Origin of the sequence: Pseudomonas sp. MPB23 (assembly GCF_046605395.1) — a bacterium.
Taxonomy (GTDB): Bacteria; Pseudomonadota; Gammaproteobacteria; order Pseudomonadales; family Pseudomonadaceae; genus Aquipseudomonas.
This window is the reverse complement of the sequence record NZ_CP176771.1, coordinates 6793864-6815979: the sequence shown is the minus strand read 5'-3', so window position 1 is coordinate 6815979 and position 22116 is coordinate 6793864. Positions and strand designations below refer to the sequence as shown.

The 22116-nt window shown below is 58.0% G+C and carries 13 protein-coding genes, 2 tRNA genes and 3 rRNA genes; 10 read left to right on the top strand and 8 right to left on the bottom strand.

Going from position 1 to position 22116, the window contains the following annotated elements:
• Positions 1 to 43: 43 nt before the first annotated feature.
• From ACLH0J_RS31195 to ACLH0J_RS31175, 5 genes are all read right to left on the bottom strand, one after another.
• Positions 44 to 730 carry an SDR family oxidoreductase gene (locus ACLH0J_RS31195; RefSeq protein WP_411390359.1) on the bottom strand — a complete coding sequence of 229 codons (687 nt, stop codon included), beginning with the start codon at positions 728 to 730 and terminating at the stop codon, positions 44 to 46.
• Positions 731 to 786: 56 nt separating this feature from the next.
• The gene (locus tag ACLH0J_RS31190) at positions 787 to 1368 is read right to left on the bottom strand and encodes an IMPACT family protein (protein ID WP_411390358.1); all 582 of its coding nucleotides are present in this window, start codon (positions 1366 to 1368) and stop codon (positions 787 to 789) included.
• A gap of 11 nt (positions 1369 to 1379) precedes the next feature.
• Positions 1380 to 2039 carry a TetR/AcrR family transcriptional regulator gene (locus ACLH0J_RS31185; protein WP_010567635.1) on the bottom strand — a complete coding sequence of 220 codons (660 nt, stop codon included), beginning with the start codon at positions 2037 to 2039 and terminating at the stop codon, positions 1380 to 1382.
• 87 nt (positions 2040 to 2126) lie between these two features.
• Positions 2127 to 3521, bottom strand: coding sequence for a uracil-xanthine permease family protein (locus tag ACLH0J_RS31180; protein WP_411390357.1), 1395 nt, complete (start codon positions 3519 to 3521; stop codon positions 2127 to 2129).
• 88 nt (positions 3522 to 3609) lie between these two features.
• On the bottom strand, positions 3610 to 4530 hold the full coding sequence (locus tag ACLH0J_RS31175) for a LysR family transcriptional regulator (protein ID WP_411390356.1): 921 nt from the start codon (positions 4528 to 4530) through the stop codon (positions 3610 to 3612).
• Between the two features lie 125 nt (positions 4531 to 4655).
• Here ACLH0J_RS31175 and ACLH0J_RS31170 point away from each other — a divergent pair, with 125 nt between their 5' ends.
• The 10 genes from ACLH0J_RS31170 to ACLH0J_RS31125 all read left to right on the top strand — a co-directional run bounded on the left by ACLH0J_RS31170 (position 4656) and on the right by ACLH0J_RS31125 (position 17109).
• On the top strand, positions 4656 to 6005 hold the full coding sequence (locus ACLH0J_RS31170; protein WP_411390355.1) for an aspartate aminotransferase family protein: 1350 nt from the start codon (positions 4656 to 4658) through the stop codon (positions 6003 to 6005).
• Between the two features lie 39 nt (positions 6006 to 6044).
• Positions 6045 to 7538, top strand: a complete 1494-nt coding sequence (locus ACLH0J_RS31165; RefSeq protein WP_411390354.1) for a CoA-acylating methylmalonate-semialdehyde dehydrogenase — start codon at positions 6045 to 6047, stop codon at positions 7536 to 7538.
• 628 nt (positions 7539 to 8166) lie between these two features.
• A 16S ribosomal RNA gene (locus ACLH0J_RS31160) occupies positions 8167 to 9703 on the top strand.
• Positions 9704 to 9785: 82 nt separating this feature from the next.
• Positions 9786 to 9862: transfer RNA gene (locus ACLH0J_RS31155), tRNA-Ile, on the top strand.
• Positions 9863 to 9892: 30 nt separating this feature from the next.
• Positions 9893 to 9968, top strand: a tRNA-Ala gene (locus tag ACLH0J_RS31150).
• A 247-nt stretch (positions 9969 to 10215) separates the two neighbouring features.
• Positions 10216 to 13107 (top strand): 23S ribosomal RNA (locus ACLH0J_RS31145).
• Positions 13108 to 13258: 151 nt separating this feature from the next.
• A 5S ribosomal RNA gene (gene rrf, locus ACLH0J_RS31140) occupies positions 13259 to 13374 on the top strand.
• Together the 16S, 23S and 5S rRNA genes with 2 tRNA genes alongside form the textbook arrangement of a ribosomal RNA operon.
• A 169-nt stretch (positions 13375 to 13543) precedes the next feature.
• A complete protein-coding gene (locus ACLH0J_RS31135) occupies positions 13544 to 14203 on the top strand; it encodes a paraquat-inducible protein A (protein ID WP_411390353.1) in 660 nt (219 codons plus the stop codon).
• Positions 14190 to 14813 (top strand): paraquat-inducible protein A, encoded by a 624-nt coding sequence (locus tag ACLH0J_RS31130; protein ID WP_046384829.1) that lies wholly within the window; start codon positions 14190 to 14192, stop codon positions 14811 to 14813. Before ACLH0J_RS31135 ends, ACLH0J_RS31130 begins: the two co-directional genes overlap by 14 nt.
• On the top strand, positions 14806 to 17109 hold the full coding sequence (locus tag ACLH0J_RS31125; protein WP_411390352.1) for an MlaD family protein: 2304 nt from the start codon (positions 14806 to 14808) through the stop codon (positions 17107 to 17109). Before ACLH0J_RS31130 ends, ACLH0J_RS31125 begins: the two co-directional genes overlap by 8 nt.
• A gap of 92 nt (positions 17110 to 17201) precedes the next feature.
• Here ACLH0J_RS31125 and mksF read toward each other — a convergent pair whose 3' ends face one another.
• The 3 genes from mksF to mksB are packed head-to-tail and all read right to left on the bottom strand — an operon-like array spanning position 17202 to position 22013.
• Entirely contained in the window at positions 17202 to 20042 is a 2841-nt protein-coding gene (mksF, locus tag ACLH0J_RS31120) for an Mks condensin complex protein MksF (protein WP_411390351.1), read from the bottom strand.
• Positions 20039 to 20746 (bottom strand): Mks condensin complex protein MksE, encoded by a 708-nt coding sequence (mksE, locus tag ACLH0J_RS31115; protein WP_411390350.1) that lies wholly within the window; start codon positions 20744 to 20746, stop codon positions 20039 to 20041. The genes mksF and mksE overlap by 4 nt, the downstream gene beginning before the upstream one ends.
• Positions 20736 to 22013, bottom strand: coding sequence for an Mks condensin complex protein MksB (gene mksB, locus ACLH0J_RS31110; RefSeq protein WP_411390349.1), 1278 nt, complete (start codon positions 22011 to 22013; stop codon positions 20736 to 20738). The genes mksE and mksB overlap by 11 nt, the downstream gene beginning before the upstream one ends.
• Positions 22014 to 22116 lie beyond the last annotated feature (103 nt).

Here is a 22116-nt window from a genome sequence, read left to right as displayed (position 1 = left end):
GAGCGTTATCGACGGCAATCGGCCGATAACGCTCCTGTGGGCCTTACCAGGCGATGGTGTTGCCTTTGTAGTCGATGAAGTGATGGCCGCCCTTGCCGGTATAGGCATTCACCTGGTCCACCAGGCCGCGCACGCTGGTCTCGACATCAATGTGGGCGTTTTCGCCGCCCATGTCGGTCTTCACCCAGCCAGGGTGCAGCGACAACACGGTGGGTTTGTGGTCGCCGAGTTGGTTGATGAAGCTGTTGGTCATGGAGTTGAGCGCGGCCTTGCTCGCTTTGTACAGCGCCAGGTCGGAGCCGTCGGGAATGGTCACGCTGCCCAGTACCGAACTCATGAAGGCCAGCACGCCGCTATCCTTGCGGATCTGCCCGACAAAACGCTGGGCCAGGTTGATCGGTGCCACGGCGTTGGTGAAGAACAGTTGGCCGACTTCGGCCAGGGTGGCGTGGCCGGGCTCTTGATTGGCCGGGCCCTTGACGCCTGCGTTGACGAACAGCAGGTCGAAGGTGCGCGCCTTGAGACGCTGGCTCAGGGCGATCACGGCTTGCTGATCGTCCATGTCGAGTTTCTCGATCTGCACCGGGCCCACGGCCTTGAGGGCGTCGGCCTTGCTCGGATCACGCACGGTGGCGGTCACTTCCCAGCCGTCCTTGAGCAATTGCTTGACCAGGCCAAGGCCCAGCCCGCGTGAGGCGCCGATGATCAGAGCGGTTTTTGGCGTAGACATGAAGGGCTTCCTTTGACATCGCGGTTCAGGGAATTCGGTGGACAACAGTAGCAGCTTCAACGTTGCAGCAGGATGCGCCCGCGGCTCAAGTCGGCGAGCTGGGTTTGCAGGGTCTGGATCTGGGCTTCGCCCATCGCCAGTTGCAGCTCCACACCGTTGGCGGTGAAGTTTTCCTCGACGACCAGCCCGCCGTGTTCGGCCACGCGCAGTTTGACCAGGTTCAATTCGGAGAACCCGCAGGCGCAGCTCAGCGGCACGCGGCTGATCAGCTCGATGCGCTCCGCGGTTTGCAGGCATTTATTCGCGCCACCCCCATACGCGCGCGCGAGACCGCCGGTGCCCAGTTGGATACCGCCGTACCAGCGAATGATCAGCACGGCGACCTGATCAAAACCTTGTGCCTCGATGGCCGCAAGGATCGGCCGCCCAGCGGTACCGCCGGGTTCGCCGTCGTCACTGCTGCGGTATTGATCGCCAAGTTTCCAGGCCCAGCAGTTGTGCGTGGCGTTCAGGTCGCTGTGCTGCTCGAAGAACGCCTGGGCTTCCTGCGGGCTGGTGATCGGTGCCGCGAGGGTAATAAAGCGGCTTTTGCGTATTTCTTCACGAAATTCGCAAAGGCCTGTGAGCGTGAAAGGCATAAGTCGTGTCTTCAGTAGGCTGGCTTGATGCCACAGCCCTTGAGAATGATGTGGATCAGGTTGGTGCCGGCATCGTCCATGTCCTGCTTGGTCAGCTTGGTGCGACCGGTGACGCGGCAGATCTGGGTGGCAAAGTCTGCGTAGTGCTGGGTACTGCCCCATAACAGGAAGATCAGGTGCACGGGGTCGATGGGGTCCATCTTGCCGGCGTCGATCCAGGCCTGGAACACCGCCGCCCGGCCGCTGAACCAGGCGCGATAATCCTGGCTGAAATATTCGGTGAGGCATTCGCCGCCGCTGATGATCTCCATGGCGAATATCCGCGAGGCCTGGGGCTGGCGCCGCGAGAACTCCATCTTGGTACGGATATAGCGGGTCAGCGCTTCGGCCGGGTCATCCTCGGCGGTCAGCGCGTTGAAGGTACTGTCCCACAACTCCAGGATATTGCTGAGCACGGCGATATACAGGCCCAGCTTGTTGGTGAAGTAGTAGTGCAAGTTGGCCTTCGGCAGCCCGGCACTGGCGGCGATGGTGTTCATGCTGGTGCCTTTGTAGCCATGACGCGCGAACTCATCTTCAGCAGCCTGGAGAATCGCCTGTTCGTTCTTTTGACGAATGCGGCTGGCGGGCTTACCGGCGTGGATGCTGTGGGCAGGAACTTCGAGGCTCATGGAGGTTTCCGTGCTGATCGATAGAGACGACGTGTGCACAGATTACTCACCCTCAAGCCTCAGACAAGTCCTGATGCAATAAAACCGTCAAAGCGGTTCCAGTGTGTCGCTCTCCGGCGCGTGCTTTGCCGCCGTGGCGGTCACTTTGGCTTCCGGTAACAGGAGGCACAACGCAATCGCAGTCAACCCGCCGCTGGTGATGGCCGAGTCGAACAGGTTCTGCACCAGGGTTGGCATCAAATGCAACAAATTGGGCTGTGCGGCGATGCCCAGGCCCACGCCAAACGATGTCGCGATGATCAGCATGCTGCGTCGGTCCAACGGCACCTGGGCGAGGATGCGCACGCCGGCGGCGGCCACGCTGCCGAACATCACCAGGGTCGCGCCGCCCAATACCGGTTTGGGGATTTGCTGCAGCACCGCGCCAATCAGAGGGAACAGGCCCAGGCAAAACAGCACCACGCTGATATACAGGCCGACGTAACGGCTGGCCACGCCGGTGAGTTGGATCACGCCGTTGTTCTGGGCAAAGGTGGTATTGGGAAAGGCGCTGAAGGTGGCGGCGATCATGCAACTGACGCCATCGCCCAGCACGCCGCCCTTGAGCCGACTTATATAAGAAGGGCCGCTGATGGGCTGGCGGGCGATCATGCAGTTGGCGGTGAGATCGCCCACGGTTTCGATGCTGCTGATCAGATAAATCAGCGCGATCGGCAGGAAAGCGCTCCAGTCGAAGTTGAAACCGAAGCGGAAGGGGATTGGCACGCTGATCAACGGCAAGTCGGGCAGGGCGTGGGGCACCAGTTTGCCGCTGAACCAGGCCGCGAGGCTGCCGAGGGCCAGGCCGATGATGATCGCCGAGAGGCGCACCCACGGTGTGTTGGAGCGGTTGAGCAGAATAATCGTCAGGACCACGAACACGCCCAGTGCCAGGTTGATGGGCGCGCCGAAGTCAGGGGCGTTGAAGCCGCCGCCCAGATCGGTGATGCCCACTTTGATCAGGCTGATACCGATCAGGGTAATCACAATCCCGGTCACCAGCGGTGTGATCACCCGGCGCAGTTGGCCGATAAAGCGGCTCAGCACGATTTGCACCGCGGCACCGAAAAAGCACACGCCGAAGATCATCGCCATGATGTCCTCAGGGCTGCCGCCGCGTTGCTTCACCAGGAAACCCGCCGACAGCACCGCACCGAGAAACGCGAAGCTGGTGCCTTGCAGGCAGATCATCCCTGCGCCGATACCAAACGGCCTACGCGCCTGGATGAACGTGCCGACGCCGGACACCATCAGCGCCATGCTGATCAGGTAGGGCAAATGGGCGGTGAGGCCCAGGGTGGAACCGATGATCAGCGGCGGGGTGATGATGCCGACGAACGCGGCCAGCACATGTTGCAGTGCGGCCAGCAGTGCCGGGGCGGGTTTGGGGCGGTCGTTGAGGCCATAGATCAGGTCGCTGGGGCTGGAGGATTCTGGTGGCATGGTGGGCAAACTCGAGGCGGACGGTTCTAGGTCCCCGTGTCCTTGCAAAAAGCTGTCCAGTTGCTCAGCTTTTTGCGCAAGGCCCGAGTTAGCGCGTTGCCGCCAGGCTTTCCAGGAAGCTTTCCAGCACCAAATGAGGGCGACGGCCCTTGCGCGTGACCGATGCCAGGCTTAAATCGTAAAAACGCGTAGCCGATTTCAGAGCACGTAGTCGGCCTTGTTGTACCCACAGGCTGGCGTAGTGATCGGGCAAGTAGCCGATATAGCGGCCGGTTAGGATCAGGAAGGCCATGCCTTCGCGGTCCGAAGCGCTGGCGGTGCAATTGAGTGCCTGGTAATGGGCCTGGATCTCGGCGGGCAATCGAAAGGTCGGGGCGATCGCGTCCTGGGCGTTGATGCGCTCGTCGTCCAGTTGCTTGTCGTCGGCATAAAACAGCGGGTGGCCAACCGCGCAATAGAGCAACGAGCGTTCGCTGTACAGCGGTTGGTACTCAAGCCCGGACAGGGCGCTGGCCTGAGGCACTACGCCGACATGCAGGCGGCCGTCGAGTACACCTTGTTCGACTTCGTTGGGGGCGATCATGCGGATCTGGATCTGCACGTCCGGACCACGCTCCTTCAATTGGGCCAGGGCATGGGTGATGCGCATGTGGGGCAGGGTGACCAGGTTGTCGGTCAGGCCAATGATCAACTCGCCGCGCAAATGCTGGTGCAGGCCGTTTACCTCAGTGCGGAAACTTTCCAGCGCACTTAATAGTTGCAGTGCCGATTGATAGACCTCGCGGCCTTCTTCGGTGAGGGAGAAACCGGCACGGCCCCGTTGGCACAGGCGCAGGCCCAAGCGTTGTTCAAGGTCGCTCATCTGCTGGCTGATGGCCGAGCGGCCGATGCCTAGTACGGTTTCCGCCGCGGAGAAGCCACCGCATTCCACGACGCTGCGAAAGATGCGCAACAGGCGGATATCGAAGTCGCTGACTTGGGCCAGGGGATCGTGTCGACGGCTGCTCATAGTTTAGTGAAGGCCTGACTGAAGGTTAGAAGAGTTGGATTTCATCGACTTTATCCCCGTGGCAATTTAGCTGCAAGAACGCTTTTCAATCCCGACGCTGCCTTTTGCCCTGCGAGGTTTTGCTGATGAACATGCCCGAAAACGCCCCATCGTCCCTGGCCAGCCAACTGAAGTTGGACGCTCACTGGATGCCTTACACCGCCAACCGTAACTTCCAGCGCGACCCGCGCCTGATCGTGGCCGCCGAAGGCAGTTGGTTGACCGATGACAAGGGCCGCAAGGTCTATGATTCGTTGTCGGGGTTGTGGACGTGCGGCGCCGGGCACACGCGCAAGGAAATCCAGGAAGCGGTTGCCAAACAATTGGGCACCTTGGACTACTCCCCAGGCTTCCAATATGGTCATCCGTTGTCCTTCCAACTGGCGGAAAAGATTACCGACTTGACCCCGGGCAACCTGAACCACGTATTTTTCACCGACTCCGGCTCCGAGTGCGCCGATACAGCGGTGAAAATGGTGCGTGCCTACTGGCGTCTGAAAGGCCAGGCCACCAAGACCAAGATGATCGGCCGCGCCCGTGGGTATCACGGTGTGAACATCGCCGGCACCAGCCTGGGCGGCGTCAACGGCAACCGTAAGATGTTTGGGCAGGCGATGATGGACGTTGATCATCTGCCTCACACCTTGCTGGCAAGTAATGCTTTCTCCCGTGGTATGCCGGAGCAGGGCGGTATCGCGTTGGCCGATGAGCTGCTCAAGCTGATCGAACTGCATGATGCCTCGAACATCGCCGCTGTATTTGTCGAGCCAATGGCCGGCTCCGCAGGCGTACTGGTGCCGCCACAGGGCTACCTCAAGCGTCTGCGTGAAATCTGCGACCAGCACAACATCCTGTTGGTATTCGACGAAGTGATCACCGGTTTCGGCCGCACCGGTTCGATGTTCGGTGCCGACAGCTTCGGTGTGACGCCGGACCTGATGTGCATCGCCAAGCAAGTCACCAACGGCGCGATCCCAATGGGCGCGGTGATTGCCAGCAGCGAGATCTATCAGACCTTCATGAACCAGGCGACGCCTGAGTACGCGGTGGAATTCCCCCACGGCTACACCTACTCGGCGCATCCGGTGGCTTGCGCGGCGGGCTTGGCTGCATTGGACCTGTTGCAGAAGGAAAACCTGGTGCAGAGCGTAGCCGAAATCGCCCCGCACTTTGAGAATGTGCTGCACGGTGTGAAGGGCAGCAAGAACGTGATCGACATCCGTAACTACGGCCTGGCTGGTGCGATCCAGATTGCCCCGCGTGATGGTGATGCGATCGTACGTCCATTCGAGGCCGGTATGGCTTTGTGGAAGGCCGGGTTCTATGTGCGCTTCGGCGGCGACACCCTGCAGTTCGGGCCAACCTTCAACAGCAAGCCGCAGGACCTGGATCGTCTGTTCGACGCGGTCGGCGAAGTGCTGAACAAGATCGACTGATTTCTCCTTCTATATAGAACAATTTTTCAGGAGCCCTGCATGAGCCTCATCCAGCATTTGATCAACGGCCAGTTGGTCAGCGAGTCCGGTCGTACTGCCGATGTGTACAACCCATCCACCGGCCAGGTGATCCACCAGGTGCCGCTGGCCAGTCGTGAGACCATTCAGAGTGCGATTGACTCGGCCAAGGCTGCGTTTCCGGCATGGCGTAATACCCCGGCGGCCAGGCGCGCTCAGGTAATGTTCCGCTTCAAGCAATTGCTGGAGCAGAACGAAGCGCGTATCTCGCAGTTGATCAGCGAAGAGCACGGCAAGACGCTCGAAGACGCGGCCGGCGAACTCAAGCGCGGGATCGAGAACGTGGAATACGCGTGCTCGGCACCGGAGATTCTCAAAGGCGAGTACAGCCGCAACGTGGGGCCGAACATTGATGCCTGGTCGGACTTTCAGCCATTGGGCGTAGTGGCGGGTATTACCCCGTTCAATTTCCCGGCGATGGTACCGCTGTGGATGTACCCGCTGGCGATCGTCTGCGGTAACTGCTTCATCCTCAAACCGTCGGAGCGCGATCCGAGTTCGACGCTGCTGATTGCGCAACTGCTGCAGGAAGCGGGTCTGCCTAAAGGCGTGCTGAGCGTGGTGCACGGCGACAAAGGCGCGGTGGATGCATTGATCGAAGCGCCTGAAGTCAAAGCGCTGAGCTTTGTGGGCTCGACGCCGATTGCCGAGTACATCTATGCCGAGGCGACCAAGCGCGGTAAACGCGTGCAGGCGCTGGGCGGAGCGAAGAACCATGCGGTGTTGATGCCGGATGCCGATCTGGATAACGCGGTCAGTGCGCTGATGGGCGCGGCCTATGGTTCCTGCGGTGAGCGTTGCATGGCGATCTCGGTTGCCGTGTGCGTGGGTGATCAGGTGGCGGATGCGTTGATTGCCAAGCTGGTGCCGCAGATCAAGGCGTTGAAGATTGGCGCAGGCACCACCTGTGGGCTAGACATGGGTCCCTTGGTGACAGGGCAGGCGCGCGACAAAGTCAGCGGCTACATCGAAGACGGTGTGGCTTCCGGTGCGGAGCTGGTGGTTGATGGTCGAGGGCTGAGCATTGCCGGGCACGAAGAAGGCTTCTTCCTGGGCGGCAGCTTGTTCGACCGTGTTACGCCTGAGATGCGCATCTATAAGGAAGAGATCTTCGGGCCAGTGCTGTGTGTCGTGCGAGTGAACAGCCTGGAAGCGGCGATGCAACTGATCAACGATCATGAATACGGCAACGGCACCTGCATTTTCACCCGTGACGGTGAGGCGGCGCGTTTGTTCTGTGATGAGATTGAAGTGGGCATGGTTGGCGTGAACGTTCCACTGCCGGTACCGGTGGCGTACCACAGCTTCGGTGGTTGGAAGCGCTCGCTGTTTGGCGACTTGCATGCCTATGGGCCGGATGGGGTGCGTTTCTATACCCGGCGCAAGGCAATCACCCAGCGCTGGCCGCAACGGGCCAGCCATGAAGCGTCGCAGTTCGCGTTTCCCAGCTTGTAAGGTTGAATGAACAAAAGCCGGCCCCTAGGGGCCGGCTTTTGTATTTTAGAGCCCCTTTTGACTGATATGACAGAAATGTGAAAAAAGGAGTTGACGGCAGATTCTGGAAGTCTATAATTCGCCCCACTTCCGGCGCAGTCGAAACGGAAAACTCCTTGGTAAACAAAGAGTTATGCAAGATTCGACAGCGACCTGCTTCAGTTCATCGAAGCCCAGAAGGAGTTGGTAGGGCAGCGTAGTTTGGCTCTATTAACGTTTCGATCCTCTCGGTCGAAAGCGGAGAAAAAGAGGTGTTGACAGCAGCGTGTAACGCTGTAGAATTCGCCTCCCGCTAACGAGAGATCGGAAGCGCAAGTGGTTGAAGTTGTTGAGGAAGCCCTCGAAAACTTCTGAAAATAATCACTTGACAGCAAATGAGGCTGCTGTAGAATGCGCGCCTCGGTTGAGACGAAAGATCTTAACCAACCGCTCTTTAACAACTGAGTCAAGCAATTCGTGTGGGTGCTTGTGGAGTCAGACTGATAGTCAACAAGATTATCAGCATCGCAAGTTACTCCGCGAGAAATCAAAGATGTAACCAACGATTGCTGAGCCAAGTTTAGGGTTTCTTAAAAACCCAAAGATGTTTGAACTGAAGAGTTTGATCATGGCTCAGATTGAACGCTGGCGGCAGGCCTAACACATGCAAGTCGAGCGGTAGAGAGAAGCTTGCTTCTCTTGAGAGCGGCGGACGGGTGAGTAATGCCTAGGAATCTGCCTGGTAGTGGGGGATAACGTTCGGAAACGGACGCTAATACCGCATACGTCCTACGGGAGAAAGCAGGGGACCTTCGGGCCTTGCGCTATCAGATGAGCCTAGGTCGGATTAGCTAGTTGGTGGGGTAATGGCTCACCAAGGCGACGATCCGTAACTGGTCTGAGAGGATGATCAGTCACACTGGAACTGAGACACGGTCCAGACTCCTACGGGAGGCAGCAGTGGGGAATATTGGACAATGGGCGAAAGCCTGATCCAGCCATGCCGCGTGTGTGAAGAAGGTCTTCGGATTGTAAAGCACTTTAAGTTGGGAGGAAGGGCAGTTACCTAATACGTGATTGTTTTGACGTTACCGACAGAATAAGCACCGGCTAACTCTGTGCCAGCAGCCGCGGTAATACAGAGGGTGCAAGCGTTAATCGGAATTACTGGGCGTAAAGCGCGCGTAGGTGGTTTGTTAAGTTGGATGTGAAATCCCCGGGCTCAACCTGGGAACTGCATTCAAAACTGACTGACTAGAGTATGGTAGAGGGTGGTGGAATTTCCTGTGTAGCGGTGAAATGCGTAGATATAGGAAGGAACACCAGTGGCGAAGGCGACCACCTGGACTAATACTGACACTGAGGTGCGAAAGCGTGGGGAGCAAACAGGATTAGATACCCTGGTAGTCCACGCCGTAAACGATGTCAACTAGCCGTTGGGAGCCTTGAGCTCTTAGTGGCGCAGCTAACGCATTAAGTTGACCGCCTGGGGAGTACGGCCGCAAGGTTAAAACTCAAATGAATTGACGGGGGCCCGCACAAGCGGTGGAGCATGTGGTTTAATTCGAAGCAACGCGAAGAACCTTACCAGGCCTTGACATCCAATGAACTTTCTAGAGATAGATTGGTGCCTTCGGGAACATTGAGACAGGTGCTGCATGGCTGTCGTCAGCTCGTGTCGTGAGATGTTGGGTTAAGTCCCGTAACGAGCGCAACCCTTGTCCTTAGTTACCAGCACGTTATGGTGGGCACTCTAAGGAGACTGCCGGTGACAAACCGGAGGAAGGTGGGGATGACGTCAAGTCATCATGGCCCTTACGGCCTGGGCTACACACGTGCTACAATGGTCGGTACAGAGGGTTGCCAAGCCGCGAGGTGGAGCTAATCCCAGAAAACCGATCGTAGTCCGGATCGCAGTCTGCAACTCGACTGCGTGAAGTCGGAATCGCTAGTAATCGCGAATCAGAATGTCGCGGTGAATACGTTCCCGGGCCTTGTACACACCGCCCGTCACACCATGGGAGTGGGTTGCACCAGAAGTAGCTAGTCTAACCCTCGGGAGGACGGTTACCACGGTGTGATTCATGACTGGGGTGAAGTCGTAACAAGGTAGCCGTAGGGGAACCTGCGGCTGGATCACCTCCTTAATCGACGACATCAGCTGATCCATAAGTTCCCACACGAATTGCTTGATTCATTGAAGAAGACGATAAGAAGCAGCCCGAAATTGGGTCTGTAGCTCAGTTGGTTAGAGCGCACCCCTGATAAGGGTGAGGTCGGCAGTTCGAATCTGCCCAGACCCACCAATTTTGTGTGGGAAACGCCTGTAGAAATACGGGGCCATAGCTCAGCTGGGAGAGCGCCTGCCTTGCACGCAGGAGGTCAACGGTTCGATCCCGTTTGGCTCCACCACTACTGCTTCTGGAAGTTGAAAGCTTAGAAATGAGCATTCCATCGTGATGATGGTGAATGTTGATTTCTAGTCTTTGATTAGATCGTTCTTTAAAAATTTGGGTATGTGATAGAAAGATAGACTGAACGTTACTTTCACTGGTAACGGATCAGGCTAAGGTAAAATTTGTGAGTTCTCTTAATTGAGAGTATCGAATTTTCGGCGAATGTCGTCTTCACAGTATAACCAGATTGCTTGGGGTTATATGGTCAAGTGAAGAAGCGCATACGGTGGATGCCTTGGCAGTCAGAGGCGATGAAAGACGTGGTAGCCTGCGAAAAGCTTCGGGGAGTCGGCAAACAGACTTTGATCCGGAGATGTCTGAATGGGGGAACCCAGCCATCATAAGATGGTTACCTTACACTGAATACATAGGTGTAAGGGGCGAACCAGGGGAACTGAAACATCTAAGTACCCTGAGGAAAAGAAATCAACCGAGATTCCCTTAGTAGTGGCGAGCGAACGGGGACTAGCCCTTAAGTGGCTTTGAGATTAGCGGAACGCTCTGGAAAGTGCGGCCATAGTGGGTGATAGCCCTGTACGCGAAAATCTCTTAGTCATGAAATCGAGTAGGACGGAGCACGAGAAACTTTGTCTGAATATGGGGGGACCATCCTCCAAGGCTAAATACTACTGACTGACCGATAGTGAACTAGTACCGTGAGGGAAAGGCGAAAAGAACCCCGGAGAGGGGAGTGAAATAGATCCTGAAACCGTATGCGTACAAGCAGTGGGAGCAGACTTTGTTCTGTGACTGCGTACCTTTTGTATAATGGGTCAGCGACTTATTTTCAGTGGCGAGCTTAACCGAATAGGGGAGGCGTAGCGAAAGCGAGTCTTAATAGGGCGTCTAGTCGCTGGGAATAGACCCGAAACCGGGCGATCTATCCATGGGCAGGTTGAAGGTTGGGTAACACTAACTGGAGGACCGAACCGACTACCGTTGAAAAGTTAGCGGATGACCTGTGGATCGGAGTGAAAGGCTAATCAAGCTCGGAGATAGCTGGTTCTCCTCGAAAGCTATTTAGGTAGCGCCTCATGTATCACTGTAGGGGGTAGAGCACTGTTTCGGCTAGGGGGTCATCCCGACTTACCAAACCGATGCAAACTCCGAATACCTACAAGTGCCGAGCATGGGAGACACACGGCGGGTGCTAACGTCCGTCGTGAAAAGGGAAACAACCCAGACCGTCAGCTAAGGTCCCAAAGTTATGGTTAAGTGGGAAACGATGTGGGAAGGCTTAGACAGCTAGGAGGTTGGCTTAGAAGCAGCCACCCTTTAAAGAAAGCGTAATAGCTCACTAGTCGAGTCGGCCTGCGCGGAAGATGTAACGGGGCTCAAACCATACACCGAAGCTACGGGTATCACTTAGGTGATGCGGTAGAGGAGCGTTCTGTAAGCCTGTGAAGGTGAGTTGAGAAGCTTGCTGGAGGTATCAGAAGTGCGAATGCTGACATGAGTAACGATAATGGGTGTGAAAAACACCCACGCCGAAAGACCAAGGTTTCCTGCGCAACGTTAATCGACGCAGGGTTAGTCGGTCCCTAAGGCGAGGCTGAAAAGCGTAGTCGATGGAAAACAGGTTAATATTCCTGTACTTCTGGTTATTGCGATGGAGGGACGGAGAAGGCTAGGCCAGCTTGGCGTTGGTTGTCCAAGTTTAAGGTGGTAGGCTGAGATCTTAGGTAAATCCGGGATCTTAAGGCCGAGAGCTGATGACGAGTTATCTTTTAGATGACGAAGTGGTTGATGCCATGCTTCCAAGAAAAGCTTCTAAGCTTCAGGTAACCAGGAACCGTACCCCAAACCGACACAGGTGGTTGGGTAGAGAATACCAAGGCGCTTGAGAGAACTCGGGTGAAGGAACTAGGCAAAATGGCACCGTAACTTCGGGAGAAGGTGCGCCGGTGAGGGTGAAGGACTTGCTCCGTAAGCCCATGCCGGTCGAAGATACCAGGCCGCTGCGACTGTTTATTAAAAACACAGCACTCTGCAAACACGAAAGTGGACGTATAGGGTGTGACGCCTGCCCGGTGCCGGAAGGTTAATTGATGGGGTTAGCTAACGCGAAGCTCTTGATCGAAGCCCCGGTAAACGGCGGCCGTAACTATAACGGTCCTAAGGTAGCGAAATTCCTTGTCGGGTAAGTTCCGACCTGCACGAATGGCGTAACGATGGCGGCGCTGTCTCCACCCGAGACTCAGTGAAATTGAAATCGCTGTGAAGATGCAGTGTATCCGCGGCTAGACGGAAAGACCCCGTGAACCTTTACTATAGCTTTGCACTGGACTTTGAATTTGCTTGTGTAGGATAGGTGGGAGGCTTTGAAGCGTGGACGCCAGTTCGCGTGGAGCCAACCTTGAAATACCACCCTGGCAACTTTGAGGTTCTAACTCAGGTCCGTTATCCGGATCGAGGACAGTGTATGGTGGGTAGTTTGACTGGGGCGGTCTCCTCCTAAAGAGTAACGGAGGAGTACGAAGGTGCGCTCAGACCGGTCGGAAATCGGTCGTAGAGTATAAAGGCAAAAGCGCGCTTGACTGCGAGACAGACACGTCGAGCAGGTACGAAAGTAGGTCTTAGTGATCCGGTGGTTCTGTATGGAAGGGCCATCGCTCAACGGATAAAAGGTACTCCGGGGATAACAGGCTGATACCGCCCAAGAGTTCATATCGACGGCGGTGTTTGGCACCTCGATGTCGGCTCATCACATCCTGGGGCTGAAGCCGGTCCCAAGGGTATGGCTGTTCGCCATTTAAAGTGGTACGCGAGCTGGGTTTAGAACGTCGTGAGACAGTTCGGTCCCTATCTGCCGTGGACGTTTGAGATTTGAGAGGGGCTGCTCCTAGTACGAGAGGACCGGAGTGGACGAACCTCTGGTGTTCCGGTTGTCACGCCAGTGGCATTGCCGGGTAGCTATGTTCGGAATAGATAACCGCTGAAAGCATCTAAGCGGGAAACTAGCCTCAAGATGAGATCTCACTGGGACCTTGAGTCCCCTGAAGGGCCGTCGAAGACTACGACGTTGATAGGTTGGGTGTGTAAGCGCTGTGAGGCGTTGAGCTAACCAATACTAATTGCCCGTGAGGCTTGACCATATAACACCCAAGCAATTTGCGTCGAAAGGCCAGATTGCGGTGTGTGAAGACGAAATGAACCGAAAGTTCGAATCTCACAAAACACCGATTGCTATCACGTACCCAATTTGCTGAAGCGAGGCCATCAGGTCACGAGTCAGTACCCGAATTTCTTGACGACCATAGAGCATTGGAACCACCTGATCCCATCCCGAACTCAGTAGTGAAACGATGCATCGCCGATGGTAGTGTGGGGTTTCCCCATGTGAGAGTAGGTCATTGTCAAGATTAAATTCCGAAACCCCTGTTTGCTTACGCAGACAGGGGTTTTGTTTTGGGCGTTCGGAAAGTACGAAGAGGCTCGCACCCACTCGGTACTGGACAAAATTACGCAGTTATTTCTGAACCAGACTACTAGAATAGGCACCTAACCTTTTTTAGCGTCCGAGCCCTTTCTATGCCCGATCCGGTTGATGCCCCCAAGGTGTCGGATTTATCCCTGGACGACCTGGTGGCATGTCATGAGTGCGATTTATTGATGCGCAAACCTGTGCTCGCCCTCGGCGAAAAAGCCCAGTGTCCGCGCTGCGGTTACGAGCTGTACGCGCATCGCCACAACGTCGTCGAACGAAGCCTCGCCTTAGTCTTGGCAGCGCTATTGTTGTACATCCCCGCGAACTTTTTGCCCATCATGCAGCTCAATCTACTCGGACAGTCCTCAGAGGACACCGTGTGGACCGGCGTCGTCGGCCTGTTCGACACCGGCATGCGGGGCGTCGCCGCCGTTGTGTTCCTGTGCAGCATGGGTATTCCCCTGCTCAAGTTGCTCTGCCAATTGGCGGTGCTGCTCAGCATTCGCTGGAACATCGGCCGCAGTTACGGGCTGCTGCTCTACCGCATATACCATCACCTGAAAGATTGGGGGATGTTGGAGGTTTACCTGATGGGCGTCCTGGTGGCGATCGTAAAGCTCGCCGACATGGCTTCCATCACTATTGGCCTGGGTCTGGTCTGCTTCGTCAGCCTATTAATGGTTCAGGTTCTGCTTGAGGTGGTGATGTCGCCCCACCAGATCTGGCAATCACTGTCAGGAGAGGATGATCATGCGGGCGATTGATGCAGGCATTCTGATTTGTACCGAATGCCACGAACTGAACAAACAAGAACCGGACACCGATGAGCAAACATGCACCCGCTGCGGCGCGCTGGTCCATGCGCGTCGCCCCAACAGCCTGACGCGCACCTGGGCTTTGCTGATCACCGCTGCGATTCTTTATATCCCGGCCAACCTGCTACCGATTATGACTGTCAATTCCCTCGGCCAGGGCGATCCCAGTACCATCATGTCCGGCGTGATCCAACTGGTGCAGCACGGCATGTTCCCCATCGCCGCCGTGGTGTTTATCGCGAGCATCCTGGTGCCGACGTTCAAGCTCGTAGGTATTGGTTTGCTACTGTTCTCGGTGCAACGTCACCAACCGCTGTCCGCGCAACAACGGATTATCATGTACCGCTTTATCGAATTCATCGGCCGCTGGTCCATGCTGGATATCTTCGTGATCGCCATCCTGGTGGCGGTTGTAAACTTTGGACGGCTTGCCAGTGTCGAGGCCAACCTCGGCGCGGCGGCGTTCGCCAGTGTGGTGATCTTGACGATGCTTGCCGCAGTAACTTTTGATCCCCGACTGATTTGGGATAACACGGAGTCGGACGACGACCATGAGTGATTTGCCTAAAGCTAAAACCCGACCGGCTTCTAACTGGTCGGCTATTTGGGTGTTGCCCCTGATTGCCTTGATTATCGGCGGTTGGCTAGGGTGGCGTGCCTATTCCCAGCAGGGCATCGAGATCCAGGTGCGCTTTGAGAGCGGCGAAGGCATCCAGGCCAACAAGACCGAAGTGGTCTATAAAGGTATGCCCGTGGGCAAGGTCAAGACCCTGGCCCTGGACGACGAGGGCAACAATCGCGGGGTGATTGCGACCATCGAGATGGACAAGGACGTCGAACAGTACCTCAAGACCAACACCCGCTTCTGGTTGGTAAAGCCTAGCGTCAGCCTGGCGGGCATCACCGGCTTGGAAACCCTGGTGTCGGGTAACTATATCGCCGCCAGCCCGGGCGACGGTGAGTCCACACGCAAATTCAAGGCGCTGTCCGAAGAGCCACCCTTGTCCGATGCCAAGCCCGGTCTTCATCTGACCATCAAGGCCGATCGACTCGGCTCGTTGAACCGTGGCAGCCCCGTGTTCTACAAGCAAATTCAGGTCGGGCAGGTCAAAAGCTACCTGCTCTCAGAGGACCAGAGCACCGTCGAGATCAAGGTCTATATCGAACCGACCTACGCCAGCCTGGTGCGCAAACACACACGTTTCTGGAACGCCAGCGGCATCAGCATCGACGCCAACCTCTCCGGCGTGAAGGTGCGCAGCGAATCTCTTTCCAGCATCGTCGCGGGTGGTATCGCCTTTGCCACGCCGGAAAATCGCAAAGACAGCCCGCCGACCGATCCGAGCCTGCCGTTCCGTTTATATGAAGATTTCGACGCCGCCGCGGCCGGTATCAAGGTCAAGGTCAAACTGACCGACTTCGAAGGCCTGCAAGCTGGACGGACGCCGGTCATGTACAAAGGCATTCAGGTCGGTAGCTTGAAAACCTTGAAGATCGATCCCGACCTGTCCAGCGCCAACGCCGAGCTTACCCTCGACCCGTTGGCCGAAGATTACCTGGTGCAGGACACCCAGTTCTGGGTGGTCAAGCCTTCCATTTCTCTGGCCGGTATCACTGGGCTTGAGGCGTTGGTCAAAGGTAACTACATCGCCGTCCGCCCTGGTGACAAAGGCAGCGCGCCGCAACGCGAATACGTCGCCCGTGCCAAGGCGCCGCCGCTGGATCTGCGTTCCCCCGGCCTGCACATGGTGCTGTTCACCGACAACCTCGGCTCCCTGGATGTGGGCAGCCCGGTCCTCTACAAACAGGTCAAAGTCGGTTCGGTGCAGAGCTATCAGTTCTCGCGCAAGAACAAGCAATTGGTGATCGGCGTTCATATCGAGAAGGAATACGAAAACCTGGTCAACGGTTCGACACGTTTCTGGAATGCCAGCGGCGTCACGCTCACTGGCGGACTTACCGGTGGTATTCAGGTCAAAAGCGAATCCTTGGCCAGCCTGATGTCTGGTGGTATTGCCTTTGAAACCCCTGAGCCGAACGTGCCGTTGAAAAAACGTATACCGCGGTTCCGGCTCTTCGCCGATCGCGAGGCCGCCAATCAACACGGCACCCTGGTGACCATCAAGGTCGACCGCGCCGATGGTATGCGTCCGGGCACGCCGGTGCGCTTCAAGGGCCTGGATGTGGGCAAGATCGAGAGCGTCGACCTCAGTGCCGACCTGCAGTCGGTGTTGCTCAGTGCACGCATCACCCAAGTGGCGGACCGTATCGCCCGCGTCGGCAGCCAGTTCTGGGTGGTCAAGCCTGAGTTGGGGCTGATGAAAACCTCAAACCTTGAAACCTTGGTCACCGGGCAATACATCGAGGTGCAGCCGGCCGCGAAAAATGCAGCGCCGCAAAAAAGCTTTGTCGCCCTGGACCAGCCGCCCGAGGCCGTTCGCCAAGAGGCGGGCTTGAGCCTGGTACTGAGCGCTGCACGCCGTGGTTCGCTGAAGGAAGGCGTGCCGGTGACCTACCGTGAAGTCACTGTCGGCAAAGTCACCGGCTACGAACTGGGCCAGACCGCCGACCGCGTGCTGATCCACATCCTGATCGAACCTAAATACGCACCTTTGGTACGCAGCGGCAGTCGCTTCTGGAACACCAGCGGCTTTGGTCTCGACTTCGGCCTGTTCAAAGGCGCAACGGTGCGCACCGAATCCCTGGAAACCCTGGTCGCGGGCGGTATCGCCTTCGCCACGCCAGACGGCGAGCGCATGGGCAGCGCCGCACGGCCGCAGCAAACCTTTCCGTTGTTCGACAAGTTCGAAGACGAATGGCTGACCTGGGCGCCGAAGATTCAACTGGGCAAGTAGACCGAGGCCCTAAAGAGCACTACAACTCCCCCGCTCACAAAAAAGGCCGCGATCCATAAGATCGCGGCCTTTTTGCATTTCAGCGCAGGGCGTCAGACTTCATCCAGCTCCGGCTCATCCGCCTGCACGTTCACCGTCGCCTTCACCACATCGTGGCGACGGATGTACTTCCAGTCCGCCTCATCGATATAGATCCCGTTCGGCCCGCTACCGCCTTCCAGGTCGATGGCCACCTGGGCAGACACCTGCGGTTTCACACTGGCCAGGATCGGCACGAAGCCCAGTTGCAAACTGGTTTCCAGCAATGCCGCCTGGTTCTTCTCGTCGATATCGGCCGCTTCGTCGAGGTAGTACGGCAAGCGCACACGCCCGGCCTGGTCGCGGTCCATCAAGTGCAGCAACAAATACATGTTGGTCAGCGCCTTGATGGTCATGGTGGTGCCGTTGGACGCCGCGCCATCGATGTCGGTGTGAATCACCGGCTGACCGTGCACCTTGGTGATCTCGAACGCCAGCTCGAACAAGTCCTTGAGGCCCAACTGGTTGTGGTTGGCCGCCACCAGGCGCGCCAGGTATTCCTTGGCCTCTTCGTTCTTGTTGTCCTGCTCGGCGCTTTGGCTCAAGTCGAACACCGACAGCGTTTCGCCTTCTTCGTACTGACCGGCGCTGTGGATGATCTGGTCGATATGCTTGAGCGCTTCCTTGTTCGGCGCCAGCACGATGCGGAAACTCTGAAGGTTGGACACCTGGCGCTTGTTGATCTCGCGGTTGAACAGGGCCAGTTGGTGTTCCAGGCTGTCGTAGTCGCTGCGGATATTGCGCAGGGTCCGCGCGATATCGGTGACCGCCGCGCGGCGCGCCTTGCCCAGGGTCAGGGCTTCGTCGGTGCGGTGAGCATAGGCGTTGATCAGCAGTTGCAGGCGCCGCTCCACGTCATCCTCGCTGTCGAACTTGGCCACGCCCTTGAGGCGTACCTGGGCGTACAGCGCTTCGATCTGGCCATCAGCGCGCAGCAAGCCTTGCCAGCTGTCCTGATAGTCATTGAGCAGCGGCAGCAGGTTGTCCATGGAATCGTCGACCGGGTCCATGAACGGCGTGCCGAATGGCAAATCCGCCGGCAGCAACTGGCGACGGCGCAACGCGTCATCCAGGGTGCGCTGCTTGGCTTCCATGTCGCCGATCTGCCGGCCCACCAGTTGCAGCTTGGCCGACAGTTGCTGGACGCGTTCGGTGAATGCATCGCTGGAGCGTTTTAACTCGTCCTGGGCCGCTTCCATCTGCGCCAACTGCTCGAGTTTCTCGCCTTCTTCGGCGCTCAGGGTTTGCGCGCGGCGGAAATCTTCCAGGGCCTTTTGCGCGTCCAGCACCTGTTGATACAGCGCTTCGGTCTGGGTCTTGCTCGCGGCGCGGTCAGAGGCGACCGCCTGCTGCGTCTTGAGCTGCTTGAGTTCTTTTTCCAGGCGTTCCTTCTGGTCGCGCAACGCCGCGCGATCCGCCAGGGCCTGCAAGGCCGGTGGCTCGATGTGGGAGATGTCGATGGACAGCCCCGGCACTTCAAAGCGTTCGCCTTTGAAGCCATCGAGGATCTGCTCCAGGGATTTGACCCACTGGCCGTCCTCGTCCAAGGTGATGCCATGCTCGCCCAACGGCAGGCTGAACAACGAACTGTTGAACAGGCGCATCAGACGCTCGACATCCTGCTGTGAGAATTCTTCGCGCAGTTTGGCGTAGCTGTTGTTGTCTGCGTGATCGAGCTGTTGCTTGACCGACTTCAAGCGTTTTTCCAGCTCGCGCAGACGCTCGTCCAGGTCCTCGGCGCTGAACTGCCGCGACTGCGCCAGGGCACCCGCCAGTTCATCGTGAGCATCCTTGGCCGCCAGCAATTGTTGTTCCAGTACCCTGACGTCATCCACCAGCGCAAAGCGATGCTTGAGCACCGACAACTCGCCCAGCCAACGCTGGATGCCGCTGATTTCGCGCTCCAGGCGCATCAGTTCCTGGGTGCCGCCACGCTGGTCGTTCTGCAGCGCGTCCTGCTCGTTACGATAGTGCTCGGCCTGGAGGGTCAGTTCTTCCTTGCGCGCACTGGCGTAGTCCGACCAGGTGCCCAGCAGCGAATCCAGCAGCGGCGACAGGCGATGCAACTTGCCGCGCAACACATCACGCAAGCGAACGCCATTGGCCAGCGCTTCAACCAACGGCCCGGCGGCGACCAGCGAGTTGTAGTCCTGCTCCATGCGCCGTACATCACGGAAGGCTTCTTCGCACGCGGCGATGTAATCCACGCTACCGGAACGCAGGCTGTGTTCGAACGCATCGAGGAACAGTTGCTTGAGCTTGGCCGCGGTGATCTCGCGCATGTGCAGCAGGTTGATAAACAACGCGCGGAAGGTCTTCAGGCTCTGTTCGCTGGTGGAACGCAGTGGGATCAGCGTCAGGTCCAGCGGGATCGACGTGTGGCCGCCCACCAGCAAGCGGCGCAGTTCATCGGGCTTGAGTTCGTAGGCTTTCAGGCCCTCGCGCTCCAGGTTGGTGAACAGCTCTTTCTGGCGCAGGCAGGTGTCGTTTTTCTGGTAGTGGGCCAGGTCGAGCTTGCCGGCGTAGGCAAAGAACTGGTGACCGAAACCACCGCCAGGGCCGCGTCCGACCACACCGATCACATGCGGGCCGTGGGGCAGGGAGACTTCCACGAGGATGTAACTGGTGTCGGTGGCGAAGTAGAAGCGCCGCGATTGTTCCAGGGTGTACTTGCCGAAACTCATGTCCGACATGCGCGCCAGGATCGGGAACTGCAAGGCGTTGATCGACGCCGACTTACCCAGGTTGTTCGCGCCGTACACCGACAGCGGCTCTTCGAGCGGGAACAAACCCAGGCTGTAGCCGGCGGTATTCAATAGGGCGAAGCGGCGGATGCCGTAGCGTTCCTTGCTCATGCGTCGGTCTCCTGTTCTTCGGCAATGGCGCGGGCCAGGGCGTCTTCTTCGCTGTCTTCGGCAAAGTCGCTCAAGTCGAGCGGGTCGTCGGTCTTGAGCAGTTTTTCATCGCTGTCTTCGTCGATGATCACCGGTGCCGGCAGCGGCAATACGCTGTGCACGCTGGCCGCGAGGTCGCGGTCCTGCTGCACCGACAGGCACACATCGAGGAAGCGGTGCATCGGCGGCAGGAAGCGATAGATGCCGTTGTCTTCACTGGCAAAGCCCAGTTGGGTCATGCGGCGCATGATTTTTTCTTCGAGTTCTTCCTGGGTCTGCACTTCGGCCTGGATAAACAGGTCGCGGTACTTTTCCAGCAAGGACGGCAGTTCATCGCGGCCGAGGCTACCGCCGTCGAGCACGGCAATCGGGTCGCGGCCCTGGTCGGCCAGGTGCTCGACAATGATGAAGGTAAAGAGTGCCAGGCGCTGCGCGGTCTTGTTCACCTGCGCGCTGGCGATGGCCGAATCCGGCACGAAATAGTAGAAGCCCCGCGTATCGCACACCAGCTCAAAGCCCAGGGCCTTGAACAGCGTGCGGTATTGGTCCTGGAAGTTCGACAGTTGTGCGTACAGCTCCGGGTCGCGGCGACTGACGTGGTAACCCTTGAACAGCTCGCGAAAGATCGGCGCCAACTGGGACAGTTCGGATAGATCAAGATGCATAAGGAGTACTCGCAGAATGCTCGGCGGCGTCGGTGTCGGCCGGGAGCAGGGCGAATGAGCGCAGGCTGACCTGGTGCTCGTGTGTGTGGTAATCGCGGCGTTCCAGGCGCTCGCGCTTGAAGCGTTTCTCCCGGGACAGGCGCGAGAACCAGTACAGCAATTCGTCGGTGGCGCCGTCCGGTTCCTGCTCCAGCAGCCAGGTCATCAGGTCCGGCATCGGCAGCGCGTCTTCGCAGCGTTCGAGCATTTCCTTGACCGTGCGCGGTGCGCGCTGGGCTTCGCCTTTATGGGATTTGTGCGCCTTGGGGAAACGTGCCGGTTTCGGCTCGAAGTTCGCCAGGGCATATACATAGGCCTCGACCTGACTGGCACTGCCGAGAAAGGTGCTTTGCGGCCGGGTGAACATCGGCATCGCGGCTTGCGGCACCGCGTCCAGGCCCTTACGGCGAATGGCCGACAAGGCCAGCGCCGCGCCACGGGTTACGGCGTTGTGCCGGCGCGCTTCTTCGCGCAGCGGCAACAGTAATTCGCGGGCGTGACGCAGGGTCAATTGGGCGCTGGTCTGCATTTCGAGGATGCGTGCGTGGGTGCGTAGCAGCATGTCGTCGTCGACCAGATGGCCGAGGCGCTGTTGCTCGGTGAGCAGGCGCAGCAGCACGTTCTCGACCTTGCGCACGCCTTGCTCGAAGGCGCCGTCGGCGTTCACCAGTTGGATCATCGGTTCGACGTATTCGTCCCAGGTCGCGAGCACTTCGGCGTAGCGCTGGCGCAACGGGATCTGGCGGTCGCTGGTCTTGGCGCGGTCGGCCACGGCGGCGAGTGCTTGTTCGTCGTTGGCGAGTTTTTTCAGCACGTCGCGTACACGCATGTCCAACAAGCGCAGTTGCCGGGCCAGGTCGTGGCCGTCACGGATGTCGAAGGCGTCCTGGATATAACCGGCCAGGCGCTCGAGGTGGCGCAGGTAGGCTTCGATTTCCAGACACAGGCCAAGCCGGTGCTCCTTGCGAAGATAGGCGAGGAAGTCGTGGATCTGCGCATTGAGCTCGAATCGGTTCGGGCTCTTGGCGACAGGCACCAGGATATCCAGGCGAATCCACACGTCCAGCAGGCTGGTGATGTCCTGGGGCGTGCTGTCCAGTTGTTGGGCGGCCAGTTGCGCGCGCAGTTCGCCCAGGCTCAGGGTGCCTTGGTCGAAGTGTTCGCACAGTGGCTCAAGTAAGGCCCAGTGTTCGGCGAGGGCGCGCAGGACGCGCTTGGGTTCGATCATGGGAATGGCCGGCTGGTTGGCGATTAAAAGTCGCGATTGTACTGCATCGGGCCCGGGATTTATCCACAGCCGGTCAGTGCGCAGTGGGCGATTGTTACCGAAC